The organism is Streptomyces sp. NPDC038280, from assembly GCF_055600045.1.
This window is the reverse complement of the sequence record NZ_JBVJYZ010000001.1, coordinates 410,464-431,764: the sequence shown is the minus strand read 5'-3', so window position 1 is coordinate 431,764 and position 21,301 is coordinate 410,464. Positions and strand designations below refer to the sequence as shown.

21 protein-coding genes are annotated in these 21,301 nt (G+C 70.7%); 7 read left to right on the top strand and 14 right to left on the bottom strand.

All coding sequences use genetic code 11. The features are described from left to right. Window positions 1–14: 14 nt before the first annotated feature. From ACZ7J0_RS01915 to ACZ7J0_RS01900, 4 genes are all read right to left on the bottom strand, one after another. Complete coding sequence (locus ACZ7J0_RS01915; RefSeq protein ID WP_470883028.1) at window positions 15–728, bottom strand: class I SAM-dependent methyltransferase; 714 nt, start codon at window positions 726–728, stop codon at window positions 15–17. Between the two features lie 88 nt (window positions 729–816). Then, window positions 817–1,659 (bottom strand): metallophosphoesterase family protein, encoded by an 843-nt coding sequence (locus ACZ7J0_RS01910; protein ID WP_470883026.1) that lies wholly within the window; start codon window positions 1,657–1,659, stop codon window positions 817–819. A 134-nt stretch (window positions 1,660–1,793) separates the two neighbouring features. Beyond that, entirely contained in the window at window positions 1,794–2,210 is a 417-nt protein-coding gene (locus ACZ7J0_RS01905; RefSeq protein WP_470884091.1) for a hypothetical protein, read from the bottom strand. Window positions 2,211–2,248: 38 nt separating this feature from the next. After that, window positions 2,249–2,737, bottom strand: coding sequence for an ATP-binding protein (locus ACZ7J0_RS01900; RefSeq protein ID WP_470883024.1), 489 nt, complete (start codon window positions 2,735–2,737; stop codon window positions 2,249–2,251). 253 nt (window positions 2,738–2,990) lie between these two features. On the opposite strand from ACZ7J0_RS01900, the gene ACZ7J0_RS01895 reads away from it, so the two are divergent. From ACZ7J0_RS01895 to ACZ7J0_RS01885, 3 genes are all read left to right on the top strand, one after another. Next, a complete protein-coding gene (locus ACZ7J0_RS01895; RefSeq protein WP_470883022.1) occupies window positions 2,991–3,854 on the top strand; it encodes a helix-turn-helix domain-containing protein in 864 nt (287 codons plus the stop codon). Next, window positions 3,855–4,091 carry a DUF397 domain-containing protein gene (locus ACZ7J0_RS01890; RefSeq protein WP_470883021.1) on the top strand — a complete coding sequence of 79 codons (237 nt, stop codon included), beginning with the start codon at window positions 3,855–3,857 and terminating at the stop codon, window positions 4,089–4,091. It begins immediately after the preceding gene. Window positions 4,092–4,168: 77 nt separating this feature from the next. After that, the gene (locus ACZ7J0_RS01885; RefSeq protein ID WP_470883020.1) at window positions 4,169–4,975 is read left to right on the top strand and encodes an SAM-dependent methyltransferase; all 807 of its coding nucleotides are present in this window, start codon (window positions 4,169–4,171) and stop codon (window positions 4,973–4,975) included. Window positions 4,976–5,007: 32 nt separating this feature from the next. Here the strand turns inward: ACZ7J0_RS01885 and ACZ7J0_RS01880 are convergent, their stop codons facing one another. Both ACZ7J0_RS01880 and ACZ7J0_RS01875 read right to left on the bottom strand, forming a co-directional pair. Further along, on the bottom strand, window positions 5,008–6,354 hold the full coding sequence (locus ACZ7J0_RS01880; protein ID WP_470883019.1) for a 6-phospho-beta-glucosidase: 1,347 nt from the start codon (window positions 6,352–6,354) through the stop codon (window positions 5,008–5,010). A gap of 45 nt (window positions 6,355–6,399) precedes the next feature. Next, window positions 6,400–8,181 (bottom strand): hydroxysqualene dehydroxylase, encoded by a 1,782-nt coding sequence (locus ACZ7J0_RS01875; RefSeq protein WP_470883018.1) that lies wholly within the window; start codon window positions 8,179–8,181, stop codon window positions 6,400–6,402. Between the two features lie 207 nt (window positions 8,182–8,388). On the opposite strand from ACZ7J0_RS01875, the gene ACZ7J0_RS01870 reads away from it, so the two are divergent. After that, a complete protein-coding gene (locus ACZ7J0_RS01870; RefSeq protein ID WP_470883017.1) occupies window positions 8,389–8,826 on the top strand; it encodes a YchJ family protein in 438 nt (145 codons plus the stop codon). Window positions 8,827–8,836: 10 nt separating this feature from the next. Here ACZ7J0_RS01870 and ACZ7J0_RS01865 read toward each other — a convergent pair whose 3' ends face one another. Then, entirely contained in the window at window positions 8,837–9,118 is a 282-nt protein-coding gene (locus ACZ7J0_RS01865) for a hypothetical protein (RefSeq protein WP_470883016.1), read from the bottom strand. A gap of 393 nt (window positions 9,119–9,511) precedes the next feature. Continuing rightward, entirely contained in the window at window positions 9,512–10,582 is a 1,071-nt protein-coding gene (locus ACZ7J0_RS01860; protein WP_470883015.1) for an ATP-dependent DNA ligase, read from the bottom strand. Window positions 10,583–10,634: 52 nt separating this feature from the next. On the opposite strand from ACZ7J0_RS01860, the gene ligD reads away from it, so the two are divergent. After that, window positions 10,635–11,654, top strand: coding sequence for a non-homologous end-joining DNA ligase (gene ligD / locus ACZ7J0_RS01855; RefSeq protein ID WP_470883014.1), 1,020 nt, complete (start codon window positions 10,635–10,637; stop codon window positions 11,652–11,654). A gap of 27 nt (window positions 11,655–11,681) precedes the next feature. Here the strand turns inward: ligD and ACZ7J0_RS01850 are convergent, their stop codons facing one another. After that, entirely contained in the window at window positions 11,682–13,907 is a 2,226-nt protein-coding gene (locus tag ACZ7J0_RS01850; protein WP_470883013.1) for an OmpL47-type beta-barrel domain-containing protein, read from the bottom strand. Further along, complete coding sequence (locus ACZ7J0_RS01845; RefSeq protein WP_470883012.1) at window positions 13,904–16,399, bottom strand: ThuA domain-containing protein; 2,496 nt, start codon at window positions 16,397–16,399, stop codon at window positions 13,904–13,906. Before ACZ7J0_RS01845 ends, ACZ7J0_RS01850 begins: the two co-directional genes overlap by 4 nt. Before the next feature lie 199 nt (window positions 16,400–16,598). Here ACZ7J0_RS01845 and ACZ7J0_RS01840 point away from each other — a divergent pair, with 199 nt between their 5' ends. Continuing rightward, window positions 16,599–17,609 carry a multicopper oxidase domain-containing protein gene (locus ACZ7J0_RS01840; RefSeq protein ID WP_470883011.1) on the top strand — a complete coding sequence of 337 codons (1,011 nt, stop codon included), beginning with the start codon at window positions 16,599–16,601 and terminating at the stop codon, window positions 17,607–17,609. Between the two features lie 141 nt (window positions 17,610–17,750). On the opposite strand, the gene ACZ7J0_RS01835 is transcribed toward ACZ7J0_RS01840, so the two are convergent. Beyond that, a complete protein-coding gene (locus tag ACZ7J0_RS01835; protein ID WP_470883010.1) occupies window positions 17,751–18,032 on the bottom strand; it encodes a hypothetical protein in 282 nt (93 codons plus the stop codon). Window positions 18,033–18,212: 180 nt separating this feature from the next. Further along, window positions 18,213–19,145, bottom strand: a complete 933-nt coding sequence (locus tag ACZ7J0_RS01830) for a hypothetical protein (RefSeq protein WP_470883009.1) — start codon at window positions 19,143–19,145, stop codon at window positions 18,213–18,215. A 234-nt stretch (window positions 19,146–19,379) separates the two neighbouring features. Between ACZ7J0_RS01830 and ACZ7J0_RS01825 the strand changes: the two genes are divergently transcribed. Continuing rightward, window positions 19,380–20,177, top strand: coding sequence for a VOC family protein (locus tag ACZ7J0_RS01825; protein WP_470883008.1), 798 nt, complete (start codon window positions 19,380–19,382; stop codon window positions 20,175–20,177). 62 nt (window positions 20,178–20,239) lie between these two features. Here ACZ7J0_RS01825 and ACZ7J0_RS01820 read toward each other — a convergent pair whose 3' ends face one another. Together ACZ7J0_RS01820 and ACZ7J0_RS01815 are read right to left on the bottom strand one after the other, a co-directional pair. Continuing rightward, complete coding sequence (locus ACZ7J0_RS01820) at window positions 20,240–20,494, bottom strand: WhiB family transcriptional regulator (RefSeq protein ID WP_470883007.1); 255 nt, start codon at window positions 20,492–20,494, stop codon at window positions 20,240–20,242. A 56-nt stretch (window positions 20,495–20,550) separates the two neighbouring features. Continuing rightward, window positions 20,551–21,297 carry a hypothetical protein gene (locus ACZ7J0_RS01815; protein ID WP_470883006.1) on the bottom strand — a complete coding sequence of 249 codons (747 nt, stop codon included), beginning with the start codon at window positions 21,295–21,297 and terminating at the stop codon, window positions 20,551–20,553. Window positions 21,298–21,301 lie beyond the last annotated feature (4 nt).

Here is a 21,301-nt window from a genome sequence, read left to right as displayed (position 1 = left end):
GCCCAGAGCCCCGCTCAGGCGCTCTTGCGTGCCACGACCAGACGGCAGCGCGGGCTGCCGTCCGGGCGCGTGCCGAGGTCGGGCAGTGGCAGCAGGCGCACGTCGAAGCCCGCGCCGGTGAGCCCGGCGCGCACCTGCGAGAGGCGGAACGTGCGGTAGTACATGACGAATCGCGGCCGCCACAGCGCGTTGCGCACCCGCATCGCCGCGTCGAAGCCGAGGAGGGCCCAGTACGGCAGCGAGCCGACCGGCGGGGGCGCGGGCAGCGGGAAGACGAACACCCCGCCGGGGCGCAGCGCAGCGTGGACCTGGGCGAACAGGCCGGGCTGCTCCCGGGGCAGGAAGTGCCCGAACGCGCCGAAGCTCACGGCCAGATCGAAGACCGGACCGAAGGGCAGCGCCCGCGCGTCGGCCCGCACCCAAGCGGCCCCGGGGTTCGAGGCGCGGGCGCGCGCCAGCATGCCCGCGCTGAAGTCGACGCCCGTGACCTGGCCGTCGCACACCCGTCGCAGCATCCCGACGCCGGCACCGGTGCCGCAGCAGACGTCAAGGCCGTTGCCGAACGGTCCGAGCGGGCGTAGCCCGTTCTCCACCGCGTCGAGGACGCGGTCCGGAGTGCGGAAGGGAGTCTCGTCGAACTTCGGGGCGAGCAGGTCGTAGCCGTGCTCGATCGACGACAGCGCCTGGACGGCGAGCTCGCGGACGGTGGGGCCCTGTGGGGTGAACATCGGTGTCAGCGTAACCGTGCACGGGGACAGTCGGCCGCAGCTCCGGCCCCAGTCGTCGCGATGGCCTCGCGGGACAGCCGACAGTGCGTCACCGGCGGACGGCCGGCAGTACCGCCCTCGGCCACGGCCCGGGATACGGCCGCGCCCGCCACTCGCGCGGATAGCCGACCGACACCTCCTCGAAGCGCACCCCGTCGTGCCATGTCGTACGGGGAATGTGCAGGTGCCCGTACACCATCACCTCGACGGGGAACCGGCGGTGCCAGTCCGCCGTCAGCTCGGTGCCGCACCACTGGGCGAACTCGGGATGGCGCAGGACGCGCGTCGGCTCCCGTACCAGCGGATAGTGGTTGACCAGGACCAGACGCTCGTCCGGTCCCAACTCCAATGCGGCGAGCCGTTGTTCGGTCGCGGCGACCCTGGCGCGGCACCAGTCGTCGCGGGTCGGCAGCGGGTTCGGGTGGAGCAGGTACTCGTCGGTGCAGACGATGCCGTTGGTGTGCGCGAGGGCCAGCGCCTCCTCCTTCGTCGCCGTTCCGTCCGGACGGAAGGAGTAGTCGTAGAGGAGGAACAGGGGAGCGACCGTGACCGGCGGACCGTCCGGACGCTTCCACACCGGGTAAGGGTCCTCCGGTGTGACCACCCCGAGGCCACGGCACAGCTCCACGAGACGGCGGTAGCGCTCCTCGCCGCGCAGGGTCACCGGGTCGCTCGGGTGCGTCCAGAGCTCATGGTTGCCGGGCGCCCAGACCACCGTGGCGAACCGGGAGGCGAGCGTGCGCAGGGCCCATTCGATGTCCTCCATGAGCTCACCGACATCACCGGCGACCAGCAGCCAGTCGGTGTCCTCCGTGGGCCTCATGGACTCGACGATCCGCCGGTTGTCCGGGTGTCCGATGTGCAGGTCACTCACCGCGAGCAGGCTGCCCATGTCTGCCGTCCCCCTCCTTGCCCGGCTCGGCCCGCGCGGAGCCATGGGACCTCACACTAGCGACGCCCGGTCACTCGCTGTCCCCGAGCGGGACGGGGGAGGGGGCCGCGGAGGCGGGCGCGCGCCGACGGGGCTCAGAGCGAGGTGCGTACCGGGGGCACGGTCCAGGCCGGGGCGATGCCGGTGAGCTGGCAGGTCAGGAGATAGAGCGGGATCGGCGGGGTGTACGGCGAGGCGCCGTCGGGCCGGTGGATCAGGCGGGGGCGGCGGTCCGGGACGTACGCGCCGGGGGCGTAGCAGGCGGGCAGTGGCCAGATCAGGTCGGCGTCGGAGCCCGCCGGGACGATCCACCACCACCAGTCGCTGTCCGCGTAGACGCAGCCGTTGGCGGGCAGCCGCGAGAGCACCCGGAATCCGTGCCGCGCGGGCACGCCGACCGCGTCGGCCCCGAGCGAGGCCGTCAGGCCCGGGGGCAGCGCGAGGCGGACTTCGCCCAGGTCGGATGCGTGATCAAGGCCCCGTCCGGACGGTCGGTCGGGCGCCTCGTGCATCCGGCGGGCCCGGGGCGACAGCAGGGTCGCCATGGACCTCAGCACGGCTCCTCCAGCCCGTGGGCCAGCTCGGCCCAGACGGTGCGGCCCGCTCCGTGGCCGGTGTGGTGCGCTCCCCAGGCGCTGCACAGTGCGTCGACGAGCAGCAGTCCGCGGCCCCGCTCCTCCTCGCCGCCGAGACGCAGATGCGGACCGGCCGGCCCGCCCTCGTCCCGTACCGCTATGCGCAACTGCTCGGCACCGGAGAGGAGTTCACAGATCACGCGCCGACTGGCGGTGTGCATCACGGCGTTGGTGAAGAGTTCGGAGACGACCAGGGTGACGGTGTCGCGGACGTCCTCGACGACTCCCCAGAGGGTGACCCGCTCGTGTGCGAGATGCCGGGCCCGGGCGACCGCGTCGGCGCGGGCGGGCAGATCGAAGGCGAAGTGCCGGCGGCGGTGGTGCTCGATGCGCCCGACGACATCCCGTGTGTCGGTGTTCCGGTCGGTAGCCCGGTCGTCGCCGTCCTGTGCCCGAGCGTCCATGAGCCAGGGTGTGAGGGCATTACCAGAAGCCACGACCGATTCCTAACAGTGGGGAAGCAGTGCCGTACGTCGCGTCGCCTCTCGTGTGACAGTGCGCGGCAGCCGCGTGTACTGGTTCACCGGAACACTTTCCTCCCGTCACGGACACTTGGCAAGTAGCACTGTGAAAATTGCAGAGTGCGGTGTCCTCAGTGGCGCGCGCATGGCAGACTCCGTCGAGGACAACGAGAACAGGGCGTCGGGGAGGTCTGGAGTGAGCGAGCCGCGGTCCGCCCCCACCGTGGGACAGGTCGTCCTCGGCAAACGTTTGCAGGACCTGCGGGAGCGGGCCGGCCTGAGGCGGGAAGAGGCCGCGAAGGTCCTCCGGGTGGCCCCGGCCACCATCCGCCGCATGGAGACCGCGGAAGTCGCGCTGAAGATTCCCTACGTCCAGCTCCTGCTCAAGGCGTACGGCATCACGGACGACGAGGCCGACGGCTTCGTCGCCCTCGCGGAGGACGCCAACCGGCCCGGCTGGTGGCAGCGCTTTCACGACGTCCTGCCGGGCTGGTTCTCCATGTACGTCAGCCTGGAGGGGGCCGCGAGCCTCATTCGGGCGTACGAACCGCACTTCGTTCCCGGTCTCCTGCAGACCGAGGACTATGCCCGCGCCATCCTGCGCAGCGGTGCCGTCGGCGACAGCCGGGCCGAGGACATCGAGAAGCACGTCGCGCTGCGAATGGCTCGGCAGTCCCTGCTGACCAGGGACGACGCGCCGAAGCTCTGGGTCATCATGGACGAGACGGTGCTGCGCCGCCCGGTCGGCCGCGGCCCGGACGTCATGCGCGGTCAGCTCGACCGCCTGATCGAGGCGGCCGAGCTTCCCCATGTCACGCTGCAGATCGCGGAGTTCGCCACGGGACACCATCCCGGCACCTACGGACCGTTCGTCCTCTTCCGCTTCGCCATGCCCGAACTCCCGGACATGGTCTACAGCGAGTACCTCACCGGCGCCGTCTACCTCGACGCGCGCCCGGAGGTCGCCTCCCACCTCGAGGTGATGGACCGGATGGCGGCCCAGGCCGCGACCGCACAACGCACGAAGGAGATCCTCAGGGGTCTCCGCGAGGAGCTGTGAATGGATCGCATATACAACGGCATGCCGGCCGCGGAGCTCGGTGCCGAGGGCTGGCACAAGCCGTGGAGCGGCGGCAACGGCGGCAGCTGCGTCGAGGCCATGAAGCTGGCCGACGGCAGGGTCGCCGTGCGGCAGTCGGCCGACCCCGACGGCCCCGCGCTGATCTACACGCACGGCGAGATCGCGGCGTTCATCGAGGGAGCCAAATCCGGACAGGCGGACTTCCTCCTCACCTGACCCTTCCCCTGGGTACCCGCCGTCACGTACGCATCTACATGTAACAGCAGTCCCTTCCGCAGACCCTGGAGTGTGAGATGACCGGGCAGGACCCAGCCGTACGGATCGACACCAGCAAGCCGCACCCGGCGCGGATGTACGACTGGTTCCTCGGCGGCAAGGACAACTACCCGGTCGACGAGGAGATGGCCCGTCAGCTGCTCACCCTGGACGCCCGGGGCCGCGACATGGCGCGGGTCAACCGGGCGTTCATGCACCGGGCCATCCGCTGGCTCGGTGCCAACGGGGTGCGCCAGTACCTCGACGTCGGCACGGGCATCCCGACCGAGCCGAACCTTCACCAGATAGCCCAGCAGGTCGCACCCGAGTCGCGGATCGTCTACTGCGACAACGACCCGATCGTGCTGGCACACGCCGCCGCGCTGCTGCGGTCCACGCCCGAGGGCGCCACCGAGTACATCCAGGCGGACGCCCGGAACCCCGAGGCGATCCTGGAGAGGGCCGGAAAGGTCCTTGACTTCAGCAAGCCCATCGCCCTGTCCATGCTCGCCCTGCTGCACTTCGTGAACGACGAGGACGGCGCGTACGAACTCGTCGGCCGGCTGGTGGACCAGCTCCCTTCGGGCAGTTACCTCGTCCTGTCCCAGGTCACCGGTGACTTCGACCCGGAGAACGCGGAGAAGGCCGCCGCGATGTACCGGGCGCGCGGGCTCACCCTCCGGCCCCGGTCCCGCGACGAGCTCGCCCGTTTCTTCGACGGCCTGGAGCTCGCCGAACCCGGAGTCTCGCTGACGGCCGAGTGGCATCCTGAGCTCGGCGAGCCCGTACCGGTCGCCGGCGACGCCCCGATCCCCGGCTGGGCCGGAGTGGCCCGCAAGCCCTGACGACGGGCGGTGCGCCGGGTTCGGCGCTCGCCCTACGGCTTTTCCAGATAGGCCAGTTGGGGGTGTTCGCTCAGGTATCCGTCGAGGAGGCGGCGAGCCACCGACACCGAGTCCACGAGCGGATGCAGCGCGAACGCCTTCACCGCCGTCGCCCGCGACCCGCTCTCGGCCGCCGCGAGGACCTCACGCTCGACCGCCTTGACCGAGGTCACCAGGCCGACCGCGTGAGAGGGGAGCGGGGCGACCGAGACGGGGTGGGCGCCCCCCGCGTCCACGAAGCACGGCACCTCGATGACCGCCTCCGCGTCGAGGACCGAAAGCGTCGTCCGGTTGGGGACGTTGAGAATGAGAGTGGCGCGCTCATTGCGGGCGATGGCCCGCATCAGGGCCAGGGCGACCTTCTCGTACCCGCCCGACTCCAGGTCCTCCTCGTCCCGCTCCCCGACCCCGGACGCCTCCCGGTTGGCCGCCATGTAGGTCGCCTCGCGGTCGGCGAGCGTCCGGTGCCAGGTGTCGAGAGCGGGCGTGCCCGGGCGGGCCATCTCGCCGTAGAAGCCGGCCTGTTGGTCGCGCAGGTACGCCCCCCGGGTCTTCTCGGCATGCTGGTAGGCGCTCACCGCCTCGCGGTTGAAGTAGTAGTAGTGCAGGTACTCGTTGGGGATCGCGCCCAGCGAGCGCAGCCACTCCGGGCCGAAGAGCTTTCCCTCCTCGAACGAGCCCAGCGCCTCCGGGTCCGCGAGCAGCCGAGGCAGCTCGTCCCGGCCGGCGATCCGCAGACCGCGCAGCCAGCCGAGGTGGTTCAGGCCGACGTAGTCGATCCAGGCCTCGTCCGGGTTCGCGCCGAGGACCCGCGCGACCCGCCGGCCAAGGCCGACCGGCGAGTCGCAGATGCCGATGACCCGGTCGCCGAGGATCCGGGACATGGCCTCGGTGACCATCCCGGCCGGGTTGGTGAAGTTGATGACCCAGGCGTCGGGAGCGAGCTCGGCGACGCGCCGGGCGATCCGTACCGCCACCGGCACGGTCCGCAGCCCGTACGCGATCCCACCCGCGCCCACCGTCTCCTGCCCGAGCACTCCCTCGGCCAGCGCCACCCGCTCGTCGGCCGCCCGCCCCTCCAGCCCGCCGACCCGGATCGCCGAGAACACGAAGTCGGCCCCGCGCAGTGCCTCGTCGAGATCGGTGGTCGCCGACACCCCGGGCGCGTCCGGCACCCCCTCCGCCTGCTCGTGCAGCACCTTGGCGATCGCCCCGAGCCGGCCCGCGTCCAGATCGTGCAAGGTCACATGGGTGACCCGGCCCTCCCGGTGATCGCCGAGCAGCGCTCCGTACACCAGCGGCACCCGGAATCCACCGCCGCCGAGAATCGTCAGCTTCATGCCCGTCACGCTACTCGGCGGGGCGCCCGCCCGGACGGGAGTGGATCACCCCAGGTCGAGTGCGTTGCGCAGACCGAGGCGGTAGCGCAGGCGGTCATGGCGTTTGAGGGGCTCCAGCGCGGGGGCGCGGAAGAGGGGCTGGACCGTGCAGCGCGGGGCGGGTGAGCCGGTGCGGTCGAGAAGGGCGTTGACCGCCTGGCGGGCCGAGGCGTTCGCCCCCTCCATCGTCGCCAGGTCGATGTCGACGGAGACATAGTCGCCTGCGAGATAGAAGTTGGGGATCGTCGTGGCGGCCTGCGGCCGGTTGTGGAGGGTGCCGACCGGGTGGATGAGGAGCTGGTCCTGGTTGGTCGGGTTCGGCGTGCCGATGCCGTCCACTCCCGGGTCGAGGAACCAGGAGTGCAGGGTGCTGTCCTTCAGGACCGTACGGCCGGTGTCGTTGAACGCGGCCTTGAGCTGCGCCCACACCTCCCGGGCGACCTCGGTGCGGGTGCACTGCTTGGCCGTCTTGCCGTAGAGCATCCCGGGCCTGTCCCATTCGGAGATGTCCACCGAGAGGCAGTCCACGGCGACGCCGTCGCCGTAGTCGGAGGAGAAGGAGCGGGAGGGCCAGTGCCGGGCCTGCTGAATGGCCGTCAGCGACCATGGGGAGTCGATGCAGTTGGCGTGCCCAGCGAGCAGCGGCGCGCGCTCGGTCAGATAGAACTGGATGCCCGTCATCCAGTCAGTCTCCAGTTTGTCGCAGCGGGCCAGCTGCGGGTCGGCCGCGCGCAGACCGGCGCCCCAGGTGCGCCGGGCGTGTTCCACCGGCATCGCGGAGATGTAGTGGTCGGCGGTGACCTCGTGCCGTACGCCCTGCGGGTCGTCGATCACGGCCGCGCTGATCCGTCCGGAGCCGTAGGCCATCTCCCGTACCGTCCAGCCGACGCGGAACTCGACGCCCAGTGACTCCAGATGGGCCACCCAGGGGTCGATCCAGGCCTCATTGGTGGGCAGGTTGAGGATCCGGTCGAGCGGTCCGTCGGCGCCGCGGCCGAGAGCGTTGAAGGCGAAGGCCTCCAGGAGGGTGGCGACGGTGCGCGTGCTGGCCTCCTCGGCCTTGGTGGCCACGATGTTCCGGGTGAGCCCGATGGCCAGGACGCGCTGGTAGTCGTAGCTCATCCGCTCGGCGCGGATGAAGTCCCACCAGGGTGTGCGCTCCCAGGTGTCGTCCCGTCGTTCGTCGCAGCTGGTGAGGAAGACGAGTCCCCGGTTGACGAAGTAGGCGGTCTCGTGCGGAGGGATGCCGAGGGCGGTGTCCAGGAGGGCGGTCAGGGCCCGGCGGATCTCGTCGAGCGTGAGGTCGGCCGGCTTGTGTCCGGGCCAGGGCAGCGGAATCCGCAGATCCTCGCGGCCGGTGCGGGCGAACGACATCTCGGCCGGTGCCACCAGGTTGTCCCACACCCCGTTGGCGTTGCCCGGGAAGGGAATGCGCCGCATGGTGTCGGGGAGGTTGTGATAGATGCCCGGGATGAAGCGGAAGCCGTGCTCGGCCGGGAGCGCTCTGCGGCCGCCCTTGGCGCTGTTGGGCACGTCCATACTGCGCGCCTTGCCGCCGAGTGCGCGGCGTTCGTACACGGTGACGTCGTACCCGCGCTCCGCGAGCTCATGGGCGGCGGTCAGACCGGCCACCCCGCCCCCGAGCACGGCGACCGACGGCGCCCGCCCCGGCTCGGCCGCGACGGCCGACGAAGCGGCTCCCAGGGTGACCGCCCCGGAGGCGATCGCGCCGGTGACGGCGGCGGCGCTTGTGACGAAGGTGCGTCGCGTACTGCCTGTACGGTCCATGCCCCAACCCCTTTACCGGCGGTAACTCTCCCATCCGGCGCAGGAATATACGGACGCCACCCCTACCCCGGAAGACGTGCGCGGGCCCCATTGCACATTGGCGCGATCGTGCGATGGCGCGATCCAGTGGGCTGCCGGCTGGGGACTGCCGGGCTCGTACCCAGCGCCCCGGCCGCCCTCCCCCTGCCCGCGCGGGACAATGGCCCCATGGCCCGTCGCATCAAACGCCCCGCCCCTCCCCGGAGCCCCGCCGTCACCGCTGGATCGGACTGCCCCTGCGGGCTGCCCGGTACGTACGGTGCGTGCTGTGGGCGCTTCCATTCCGGCGAGGCCGCCGCGCCCACCGCCGAGCTGCTGATGCGGTCGCGCTACAGCGCCTTCGTCGTGCGGGACGAGGCGTATCTGCTGCGCACCTGGGCCCCCGCCACCCGTCCCGATGACGTCGACTTCGATCGGGCCATGCGCTGGACCGGGCTGGAGATCGAGCAGGCGACGGACGGCAGTGCCTTCCACCGGACGGGGACGGTCACCTTCGTCGCCCGCTACAGCCACGGCGGCGTGCCGGGCGCGCTCCATGAGCGCAGCAGCTTCGAGCGCCACGACGGCGCCTGGGTGTACGTGGACGGTACGTTCATCGAGCCGTGACGCCCGCGGCCTAGCGGCTGGGCCGGACCGTCAGCAGCGGGTGATGGGCCGCCAGTACCTTGTTCGCCCGGGCCAGTACGGAGAGGGCCTGCTCTCGGTCCGCCTGATCCTCGGCGCACAGCGGCCCCCGGAACCGGTGGACCTCCCGCGCGGCGCACTCCGCGTCGACCTCGGCCTGCAGGACGGACAGCGGCATGCAGGAGCCGATCAGCGCGGCCACGCTGTCGGGGATCGGTACGGGAACGAGGGAGGAGGCGTACACGTGGAGTCCTTGTCTGGGGGTGGGCGTCATCTACATACCTACCGGACGCGCTTCCGTGTTCCTCGACAGGGATGTCTCCGCGCCGCAACCGTGCAGGATGATCGTCCGGGCGCCGGGCTCCGGCCGCGCCCCGGCCGCCGAAGGGGATCAAGAACGGTCCGTCACATTCCCGCAGGTGCGGGCCGCGTGGCGCGATCTTCGTGGTCGGCCGGCCCTCGGGATCGCCCAGACGTTCGCCGAACAGCCTGTCGGGATCGCGTGATTCACCGACTCCCACCCGGCCGCCGAATGTGAAGCATCTCACCCCCAGACCGACCGGTTCGGGGGAGTGCGCCCCCTCCGTGCGCCCCCTTCGCGCGGCTCGGTGAGCCGCTCGCTCCGGCGCGCTCGCCCTCACCTCACGACCCGTGGAGCCCCCGAACATCAGGCCCCGGGCGGCGTCAGAACCTGGGCGAGGTCGTACGAGACCGGCTCCTCCAGCTGGTCGTAGCCGCAGCTCTCCGGCTCCCGGTCCTCGCGCCACCGGCGGAACTGCGCGGTGTGCCGGAAGCGGTCGCCCTCCATGTGGTCGTAGGCGACCTCGCACACCCGCTCCGGACGCAGCGCCACCCACGAGAGGTCCTTCTTCCCGGTCCAGCGGCTCGTGGCCCCGGGCAGCCGGTCGCTCTCATGGGCGACCTCCTCCGCCCAGGCGGCCCAGGGGTGACCGTCCGGCGGATCCATCCGCAGCGGCTCCAGCTCCGCCACCAGCTCCTCGCGGCGCTTGGCGGTGAACGCGGCGCACACGCCGACATGCTGGAGCCGGCCCTGGCCGTCGTACAGACCGAGGAGGAGCGAGCCGACGACCGGGCCGCTCTTGTGGAAGCGGTAGCCGGCGACCACGACGTCGGCCGTCCGCTCGTGCTTGATCTTGTACATCAACCGGGCGTCGGGCCGGTAGGGAAGATCGAGGGGCTTGGCGATCACTCCGTCGAGGCCGGCTCCTTCGTACTCCTCGAACCACTGGTGGGCCAGTTCGGCATCGGTGGTCGCCGGTGCCAGGTGGACCGGCGGGTCGACCCCTTCGAGCGCTTCGACGAGAGCGGCCCGCCGCTCGGTCATCGGTGTGTCGAGCAAGGACATGTCGCCGAGCGCCAGAAGGTCGAAGGCGATGAAACTCGCCGGTGTCCGTTCCGACAGCATGGTCACACGTGACGCCGCGGGGTGAATGCGCTCGGTCAGCCGGTCGAAGTCCAGCCGCCCCTCGTACGCGATCACGATCTCCCCGTCCACCACGCACCGGTCCGGCAGCCGCTCCAGCAGCGCGGTGGCCAGCTCGGGGAAGTAGCGGGTCAGCGGCTTGCCCGTCCGGCTGCCGATCACCAGCTCGGGCCCGTCCCGGTGGACGATCGCGCGAAAGCCGTCCCACTTCGCCTCGTACTGCATCCCGGGCGGGATCTTCTTCACGGCCTTGGCCAGCATCGGCTTCACAGGCGGCATCACCGGCAGATCCATATGCTGATTGTCTGGTATGCGGGGAATGTCGGCGCGTCCTACGCTGACAGGCATGGCAGCCAAGGCAGCAGCGCTGGAGCTGGAGGTCGGGGACCGGACCGTACGCGTGTCCAACCCGGACAAGGTGTACTTCCCCGAGGCCGGCTACACCAAGCTGGACATGGTCAGCTACTACCTGGTAGTCGGCGACGGGATCACCCGCGCCCTGCGCGACCGCCCCACCACCCTGGAGCGCTACCCCGACGGGGTGACCGGCGAATCCTTCTTCCAGAAGCGCGCCCCCAAATACCTCCCCGACTGGATCCCCACCGCGCACATCACCTTCCCCAGCGGCAGAACAGCCGACGAGATGTGCCCCACCGAACCCGCCGCCGTGCTGTGGGCCGCCAACCTCGGAGCCGTCACCTTCCACCCCTGGCCCGTCCGCCGCGACGACACCGACCACCCCGACGAGCTGCGCATCGACCTCGATCCGCAGCCGGGAACGGACTACGCCGACGCCGTCCGCGCCGCCCACGAACTGCGGGCGGTACTCGACGAGGCGGGGCTGCGCGGCTGGCCCAAGACCTCCGGCGGGCGCGGCCTCCATGTCTTCGTGCCGATCGAGCCCCGCTGGACCTTCACCCAGGTCCGGCGCGCCGCGATCGCCTGTGGCCGGCAGCTGGAGCGCCGGATGCCGGACCGGGTGACCATCAAGTGGTGGAAGGAGGAACGCGGCGAGAAGATCTTCGTCGACTACAACCAGACCGCCCGGGACCGCACGATCGCCTCCGCCTACTCCGTCCGCCCCCGCCCGCACGCTCCCGTCTCGGCCCCGCTGCGCTGGGAGGAGATCGACGACGCGGAACCACGGGACTTCGACATCAGGACGATGATCGAACGGTACGCGCGGGTCGGCGACGTCCACGCGGACATGGACGACCACCGCTTCAGCCTGGAGACCCTGCTGGAAGTGGCCCGCCGGGACGAGGCGGAGCACGGCCTCGGCGATCTGCCCTACCCGCCGGAGTACCCCAAGATGCCGGGCGAGCCGAAGCGGGTCCAGCCCAGCAGGGCCCGGCACGACGACTGAGCGTCCCTGCCGGGCCCCGCGGCGCGCCTACAGCTCCTTGATGCGGATGTCGCGGTACGAGATCACATCGGTGGTGCCGTGGACCTGGAGGCCGATGTAGCCGGAGGCGTACCGCCGGCCGTCGGTGCCCGGGTCGTCCGCGCGCGCCGGGTAGAAGTCCTGCCCGCCCACGTTGTCGAACTCATTGATCAGCACACCGTTGCGGAAGACCGAGTAGTGCTGGCCCTCCACCCGGATCTCGTAGTCGTTCCAGGTGCCCTTGGGCGTCACCCCGGCACCGCCGAGGCCGACCCGGTCGAAGCCGTAGACCGAGCCCGTCTTGTACATGTCGCCGTCCGGCCGGTCCAGCACCTGGATCTCATGGCCGTACTTGATGGCGACCCACTCGGGCCGGGACTCCTCCGGGTTGTCGTGGACGTACGGGAAACGGACGAACACACCGCTGTTTGCGTTGCCGGTGCCCGGCGCGTCGTCCCGCCACCGCAGCTTCAGCGAGAAGTCACCGTACGCGCGCTGCGGGAACCACAGCATCCCGAGACCGCCCCTGGTGGTGCCGCTCGTCATCGTCCCGTCCGCGTTCAGACCGAACGAACCGCCGCCCACGTGCTGCCACATGGCGAACGACGCGGCCGTGCCGTCGAAGAGGTCCCGGTACCCGGACGTCTGGCCCGGCCTGCCGATGCCGGACTGCTTCGCCGCCCGGTAGATCGCCTTGTGCTCCCGGGTGTCGACGACACCGTCCGTGAGGAGCTTGTCCAGCACCGTGTCGACGTGCTTGAGGAAGAGCGCGTGGGAGGTCCAGGCCTTCTCGTCCTCGATCAGTTCGTTGATGGTGCACCGGCTGCGCGTCATGCGGTTCGGCAGGCCGGTGTCGACCGTGCCGACGATCACCGTCAGCCGCTCGTCGTACTCCGGGCAGTCGGGTGCCGGAACGCCGCCCCCCTCGGCGACGGTGAAGGTGGCCCGCTTGGCCGTCGAGGTGTTGCCGGCCTTGTCGGTGGCCCGGTACAGCACCGTGTGCGCCCCGACGCGGTCGACGAGAACGGGAGCGGTGTAGGCGAGGTACGGCCCGCCGTCGAGGGAGTACTCGATCTTCTCCACTCCCGTGCCGGAGTCGGTCGCCGTGACCGTCACTTTGGCGCTGGTGATGAAGGCGCCGTCCGAGTTCTTCGAGCCCGTCACCGTCGCGGTGACCTCCGGCGGCGTGGTGTCCTGCGCCGGTGGAGTGACGACGGTGAAGTCGACGGCCTTCTCGGCGGCGGCGTTCCCGGCCCGGTCGGTGGCCCGGTAGCGCACATGGTGCGTCCCGGCCTGGTGGGTCATCACCGGGGCCGTGTAGGGCTGCCACGCCGCCGAACCGAGCGCGTACTCGATGGTGTTGACGCCCGAGCCGGTGTCGGACGCGGTGACCGTGACCGTCGCCATGTCCACGTACTGGCCCTGTTCGTCCTTCTCGCCGCTGACCGTCGCCGATGTCTCCGGCGGGGTCGTGTCGTCCGTCGGCGGAGTGACGACGGTGAAGTCGACGGCTTTCTCCACGGCCGTGTTGCCCACCTTGTCGGTGGCCCGGTAGCGGATCTGGTGCGTGCCGACCTCATGGACCGTGACCGGCGCGGTGTACGGCTGCCAGGCACCGGCCGCGCCCACCGCGTACTCGATCCGGTCGACGCCCGAACCGGAGTCGGTCGCCGAGACGGTGACATTGGCGTGGCCGATGTACGCGCCGTCGGCGTTCTTCTCGCCCTCCACCTTCGCCGAGGTCTCGGGCGCGGTCGTGTCCTCGCCGCCTCCCGGCTCGGTGACGGTCAGGATGCCCTGCATGGAGCCATGACCGGGGATGGTGCAGTGGTAGAAGTACCGCCCCGGGGTCAGGGTGACCTCGACGGAGTGCCGACCGCCCTGGTCGTCGCCGGGGTTGGCGAGGATGTTGAGTGGTACGTCGTTGTTGTACTCGGGGTCCGAGACGTCGAAGGTCAGCGTGTGCGGCATACCGGTGGTGTTGCCGGTCGCCCTGCTGTTCTCGAAGACGATCGTCGCCGCGCCCGCCACCGCGGTGGTCGGGAACGACAGGTACCGGTCGATCGGATCGCCGGCGGTCCAGGTCAGGACCTGGGCCTCGGCCGCCACCGAGTCGTCCGTGCGACCGTACGCGGCGGTCGACGTCAGGCCCAGGACGAGCAGCAGCGAACCGAGCAGAGCCGTCCACCGGGTGAGGGAACGTCCAGGGGAATGCCGTGAAGAACGGTGTCTCACCGCGCCGCCTTCCTCGCGAGCTGATCGGCGGCCGGGGTCGGCTGGCCGCCCTTGTAAGTGATCCGCCACAGCGCGGACTTGGCGTCGGACGTGAAGAAGCCGCGTCCGTAGTCCAGGACGTACAGCGAACCGTCCGGTGCGAACTTCCAGTCCATGAGATTGCGGATGCCGTCGGCGCCGACCGGAATGATCTTCTTGAGCGACTCGGCGTGCACCGGCAGACCACCCTTGCCGACGGTCCTCGGATCGGTGAGCACGGCGTGGCGCGGCTGGTCGCCGTCGTAGAAGTCACCGACGAACCACTTGCCGTCCCAGTACTCCGGCCACTTCACCGTGCTCGGGCTCGACCCGTCGTACCGGTACACCGGACCGTTCATGGTCGCCTGCCCGCCGCCCTTGAGCCACGGCAGCAACAGCTTCTCCTCCTCCTGCTTGTAGCTCGGCACGCCGTTGGCGTCCCGCGGGTAGTCCACCCCGCCGCCCTGCGGCGAGTACCAGATGGTGTTCGGGGTGACGGGCGGCAGATTCACCAGACCGTCGTTGTTGGGGGACTCGTTCTTGGGCTTGGCGCAGTCGTACCAGCCGAGCGGCTTGGCCGGGTCGGGCAGATTGCGGTCACGGTAGGGCTGGTTGTTGCCCATGCAGTACGGCCACCCGTGGTTGCCCGGCCCGGTGATGGCGGCGAACGTGTCGTACTTGGCCGGCCCCCAGGTCGTCGAGGGCGCGCCGGCGTCCGGGCCGACCCAGCCCGCGTAGAGGATGTCGGTGGTCTTGTCGACGAAGATCCGGGCGGGGTTGCGCACCCCCATCACATAGATCTCGCCGCGGGTTCTGCCTCCGCCCTCGTCCTGCTCCCGGCCCGTGAAGAGATTCCCCTCGGGGAGGGTGTAGGTCCCGTCGTCCTCCGGGTGGACGCGCAGGATCTTGCCGTTGAGGTTGTTGGTGTTGCCCGCCGTGCGCCGGGCGTCCGCGAAGGAGACGCCCTTGAAGTCGGGCTCCGGGTTGTTGCCCGAGTAACCGTCGCTGAAGCGGGAGGAGTTGTTGTCACCGGTGGCGATGTACAGGTTCTGCTGGGAATCCCACGCCATGCCACCGCCCGCGTGGCAACAACTGTGGATCTGCACCGGCCACTTCAGCAGCACCTTCTCGCTCGCCGGGTCGAGAGTGTTACTGGCGAGGTCAAGGGTGAAACGTGACACGTAACGCTCGGCCATATGAGTGTCACGGTTGATCCGGGAGTGCGGTGTGTAGTGCAGGTACACCCAGCCGTTGGTCAGGAAGTCCGGGTCCAGCTCGATGCCCAGAAGGCCCTCCTCGACCTTGACCAGCTCGTCCCCTCCGCCCTTGTTGCCGAAGACGGTCAGGGCGCCCGCGAGCTTCACGGTCTTCGTCCTGGGGTCGTAGACGTGGATCTCGCCCCGGCCCTTGCCGATGTCGGGGTTGTTCCAGTCGGTGACGACCGGCTGCGAGGAGTCGGCGCCTCCCCGCCCGATGTAGAGCACCCGCCCGTCGGGCGCGGTGACCAGGCCGTGCGGTTCGCCGATCTGGTCGTTCCTGCCCGGCTGGTTGGGCCGGGTCAGGCGCTCGCTCGTGTAGTTGGCGTTGATGGTGGCCTTGCAGTCGGCCCGGGAGATGCGGCTCGCCCAGTTCAGGGCGCCGCGCAGATGGTCGCGGAAGTCGGTCTCCGCGAAGGAGTCGACCGTACCGCCCATGCCGGTGTAGAAGGACCGGCCGCCGTCGTAGTCACGGCACCAGGAGATCGGGTGATCCCAGCCGTTGGCGCTCGTACCGGGCTGGTACGTGCTCTCCTTCACCCGGGCCACGGTGTGCACCGAACCCGACGGATTCACCTGCCAGTTGAGCCACTTGTCCGGTCGCTTCCAGTTCAGCGGCAGTTGCTGGGTGGCGGGGTGCCGGCGGTCACCGACCTCGACGGTCGCGCGCTGCGCGGCCGTCGGGCCGCCGGCGGCCGGACGTGCGCCGACGAGCCCGGTGAACCAGTCCGAGTACGGCTCCGTGCGCGCCGCGTCGTGGATGCCCAGGAAGCCGCCGCCGGCCTCCATGTACGCCTCGAGACCGGCCTCCTGCTCGGGGTCGAGGACGTCGCCGCCGCCGGTCAGGAAGACGATCGCGTTGTAGCGGCCGAGCTTGGTCCCGTTGGTGAAGACGGAGGCGTCGTCGGTCGCCTCGGTGCGGAAGCGCTGAGCGGCCGGCCCCGACTGGCCGATGGCCTCGATCGCCGCGATTCCGGCGTCGACGGTCGGCGACTCGGCGGTGGCCGAGGCGTGGAAGACCAGCACCCGTACATTCGCGCCGCCCGGCGGGGACGTGAGAGACAACGTTGTCCTGGCGGAGTCGTGACCGCCCGGCTCCGGATAGGGCATGGCCCTGGCGGCGTTACCGCCGAGCAAGGACGCCGTCATCGCGCCGGCGGCCAGTGCCGCTGCCATCCCACGCCGTGATCTCGACCGATGATGTGGTGCGCGGTGCATGTGGTTCACCCACCCCTCTCAGGTCACAGCAAACGACGACGAAGCTAGACCTCTTTCGATGGCGCGCCAATAGGTACGGCAGTAACCATGCGAACTTTGTCCTGGGTGTGGATGAACGAGGGCCGTCCCGCTACGGTGTGACGCGTCCCCGGGGTCCCTCGCGCCCCTTCAACCCCCGTACACGATCTGGGAGTTCGGCATGGACCGACGGAGCTTCAACCGACGCCTGCTGGCCGGGAGCGCGGTCGCCGTGACGGGCGTGACATCGTTGTCGCTCGCGGCCGCGCCCGACGCGGCGTCAGCGGCTTCGGCCGAGACCCCACCGCCGACGGCTCCTGCGGGCGGCCAGGTGCGCCATATGAGGCTGTACGCCGAGAAACTGGCGGACGGTCAGATGGGATACGGCCTGGAGAAGGGCAAGGCGTCGATCCCCGGCCCGGTGATCGAGCTCGTCGAGGGCGACACCCTCCACATCGAGTTCGAGAACACCATGGACGTCCCGGCCAGCCTCCATGTCCACGGCGTGGACTACGACGTGGCGAGTGACGGCACCCGGATGAACAAGAGCCATGTGGAACCCGGCGGGACCCGTACGTACACCTGGCGCACGCACGCTCCCGGCCGCCGCAAGGACGGCACCTGGCGCCCGGGCAGCGCCGGTTACTGGCACTACCACGACCATGTCGTGGGCACGGACCACGGCACCGGCGGCATTCGGAAAGGCATGTACGGACCCGTGGTCGTCCGCAGGAAGGGCGACATCCTCCCCGACAAGCAGTTCACCATCGTCTTCAACGACATGACGATCAACAACAGGCCCGGCCATCAGAGTCCGGACTTCCGGGCGACCGTGGGGGAGCGCGTCGAGATCGTGATGATCACGCACGGCGAGTACTACCACACGTTCCATATCCACGGTCACCGCTGGGCGGACAACCGCACGGGTCTCCTGACCGGCCCGGACGACCCCAGCCGGATCATCGACAACAAGATCACCGGCCCGGCCGACTCCTTCGGCTTCCAGATCATCGCGGGCGAGCATGTGGGCGCGGGCGCGTGGATGTACCACTGCCATGTCCAGAGTCACTCGGACATGGGAATGGCGGGCCTGTTCCTGGTGGCCAAGACGGACGGCACCGTCCCCGGGTACGAACCGCACCATGGGGCGGCGAAACCGTCGGCCTCCGTCTCAGGCGCCCACGTGCACTGACCGCGTGCACGGTCACCCTGCGGCGACGACGGGCGGTGTCACCGGCCTCGGCGACCGGGTGCGGTGCCACCGGCCTCGGCGGTGGCGTGCGGTGTCACCACCACCCGCCCGGCCAGGCCGGTCCCCGGCTCCGTTCGGCCCTCACCACTCAGTGCGGCCGATGCCCGTCCCCGCACCGCAGTTGATCCAGCGGATGACGGCGGAGACCGAGGTCGTGTCCAGCAGCGACAGCGCGTCGATCGCGGAGGCGTCCCCCGCGCCGGGCGGGATCCCCGCCGCCGTCAGCGCCGCGTGCAGGTCGACGCGGCGCTGGTCGGCGGGCGCCAGGGTGTACGAGAGCCGGGTCCTGGCGTCGGGCGCCGGCAGCAGGAAGTCGTCCAGCTCGTCGGTGTACCGCCACTCACTGATCTCGGTGTGCATCATGAGGACCTCCAGGGGGAGTTGATGTCACCGGAGAGGCGCGGACGGCCCCGGCCGGTTCCGACCTCCCGCGCACACCACCGGATCGCAGCAATCCTGTGGTTGTCGCACGGCCGGGCCCGGCCGTGCGACGGCGACCGCCGCGACCGCGGCGTACGGGTCCGGTCCTGCGCCGCCCTGGTCCTACGCCGTGAGATCACCACTGATGTCGAGCACCGACCACTCTCCCGTGGACTCGTCCTGGATGTACACGCGTGGGCCGCGGCAGACCCGCCGGTGGCGCCCGAGCGGGCTCCCGTCCTCACGGACCAGGAGCCCCTCGCCCGCCGGCACCGCCGCGTCCTCCGTCAGCCGGCACTCGGTGAGCGCGCCGAACGTACGGCCTCCGACGAAGACGATCCGGTCGCCGTGCACGGCGAGTCCATGTGCGCCCCGGACCGGCGACGTCCGGGTCCGTACCTCGTCGTCGACGATCTCCAGCAGGGGAAACTCGTGGTAGGGGCACGCCCAAGCCGCGCCCTTGCCGACGTTGAGGGCGTAGATGTCACTGATGCCCCCGGTGCCCGGGGCGGGCACGTACCTCCACAGAGCCTCGCCGGTGCTGCTCCACCGCCGCAGCCCCGGCCAACTGAGCGCATCCTCGCCGAAGACGCCCTCGTCGAAGTAACCCGCCCACAGGTCCCCGGACTCGTCGGCGAGCAGATACTCGATGCCGTCCCCCACGCGGAACGTCCACGAGGGGCGTCCCAAGGCGTCGAACACCTGCACATGCTGTTCGTCGGGCGCACTGCGGGCGTCGGCCAGCACGAAGCCGCCGTCCGGCAAGGCGTCGACGCGGGGAGAGCGCGGAGTGACCGCGCTGAGCCGCGTCTCCTGCGTGTCGCCGTCGTCGACCGTCACCACCACGGCGTCGTACGGCCCGTGCTCCAGTGCCACGAGGCCGCCGAAGGGGCGGCTGTCGTACCACTCGGAGCTGACCAGGATCCGCGGATCGACGAGCAGCCAGTGGACGCGTCCGTACGCGTCGACCGTGCTCGTGATGGTCCGCAACGTCCGGTAGCCACGCGGCAGGCGGGCGTACGGGGTCAGGGGTGTGGGCTTCAGGCTGGGCTTCATGCTGCTCCTGGAGAACTCGGCGAGGGCTGGACGGATCCGTGGGTGTTCCCGGGACCCGGCGGCGCGTTGGCCGAGGGTGGCAGCGAGTGGCGCCTACGCGGCATGAGCCTTTCTGGTCGTCATGGTGTCGATCTTCGCCGAGACGGCGGATCGTACGCAAGGGTTCCTGATGCGCCCCGGTGGGATCCGGCGCAGACTCGGGAGCGCACCCAGGGACCCGTCGAAGGAGTGTCCGTGCTCACCTCGCCCTTTGCCACCGGCTCCCCGAACTGGCTCGACCTCGCGACCCCCGACATCGAGGGGGCCGAGGCCTTCTACCGGGGCGTCCTCGGCTGGGGCTTCCGGTCGGCGGGACCGGAGGCCGGCGGGTACGGCATGTTCCAGCTCGACGGCGGGACCGTGGCCGGCGGGATGACCGTCGCGCCGGAGCAGGGACCACCGGCCTGGACGCTCTACTTCCGTACGTCCGACGCGGACGCCACCGCGGCGGCCGTCCGGGCGGCCGGCGGTGCGGTCGCCCTCGCACCCATGGACGTCTTCGACATGGGCCGCATGGCCGTCTTCACCGACCCCGAGGGCGTCGGCTTCGCGGTCTGGCAACCCGGTACGAACGCGGGCCTCGACATGGTCAACGCCCCGGGTTCGCTCTGCTGGGTCGAGCTGTACACCCCGGACCCCGACGCCGCGATCGCCTTCTACCGGTCCGTCTTCGGTACGGAGACCACCACCACCGAGGTGCCCGACGACGCCGGCGCCTACACGATGCTCAACCCGGCCGGGCAGGGCGCGGAGGCCATGTTCGGCGGAGTCGTACCCCTCGACGCCGACCCGGTCGAGGCGGCCGACGGCCCCTCGTGGCTGCCGTACTTCGAGGTCGAGGACGTGGACCGGGTCGTCGGCGAGGCCGAGCGGCTCGGCGGCTCGGTCCGGCTCGCGCCGCTGGACATGGACGGCGTGGGCCGGATCGCCAAGCTCACCGACCCGTACGGCGCGCGTTTCGCGGTGATCAGGACCGCCCCCAGGGAGGACTGAGGGCGGGCGGGACTCGGGGCGTGTGACGTCGTGGGGCGTGGGACGCGGCAGGCGGGTCGCGGTCAGGCCCGGTTGTCGCGCCTCAGCCTGTGCCGCTCCTTCTCCGAGAGGCCGCCCCACACACCGAAACGTTCGTCGTTGGCGAGCGCGTACTCCAGGCAGGCCACCCGTCCGTCGCAGGCGCCGCAGAGCTGCTTGGCCTCACGCGTGGAGGCTCCGGGGGCGGGGAAGAAGAACTCGGGCCCGGCCTGCGCGCACAGCGCGTCCTCCTGCCAGGACAGTTCGGGGTCGGCGTAGATGGTGGTGTCGATCTGCATGCGGGACACGCTGCCCGGCGCTCATAAACGGGCCGTCAACGAACCATCAACGCGGGTCACAGCAGCACCTCCAGGAGGCGGCTCGGTCGCGGCGGTGCGCTGCTCGGGGCCGTGGGGTCCTCGAAGGCCACGGTCTGCCCGATGCCGAGCAGGATGTCGGTGTAGGCCTCGGCGAGGGCCAGTTCGGTCGTGGTCAGGTCGATGACGATGACACGGGAGCCGTGGGGCCGGGCGATGGCCAGCCGGGCCTGGAAGACGTCCCGCCCGGCGGCGGGCAGGCGGGCGGCGCGCAGGAGGTCCTCGGGCGGCGCGGCCAGTACATGGGTGGCGAGCGCGGCCGGGCGTCCGCAGGCGAGCGTGACGAGTTCACGGGTCCGCAGGGCGCCCATCGCGTCGGTCGCCATCCCCAGAGCGCACCGGGCCGCGGCGACGTTCGCGTGCGGGGAGCCGGTGTCGAAGTCCGAGAGGCACACGACCGACACGCAGATCCCGCCCCCGCCGACGCCGCTGTCGCCGCTGTCGTGCAGGCCGACGGCGGTGTGCATGACGTCATGGCGGGCGAGGCCGCCGAGGAGACTCAGCAGGGTGCGGGCCTCGCCGAGCCCGGGCGCGGTGGTGCACTCGACCTGCGTGTCGGCGTGGGTATGGACGTCGGTGCCGAGGTCGTCCGTGCCGAGGTCGTCCGTGTCGAGGTCGTCCGTGTCGAGGTCGTCCGTGTCGAGGTCGTCCGTGCCGAGGTCGAGGCCCGTGTCGAGGTCGAGGTCGACGTACCCCGGCGGCAGCCGGAACCAGAAGTCGTTCATGGAG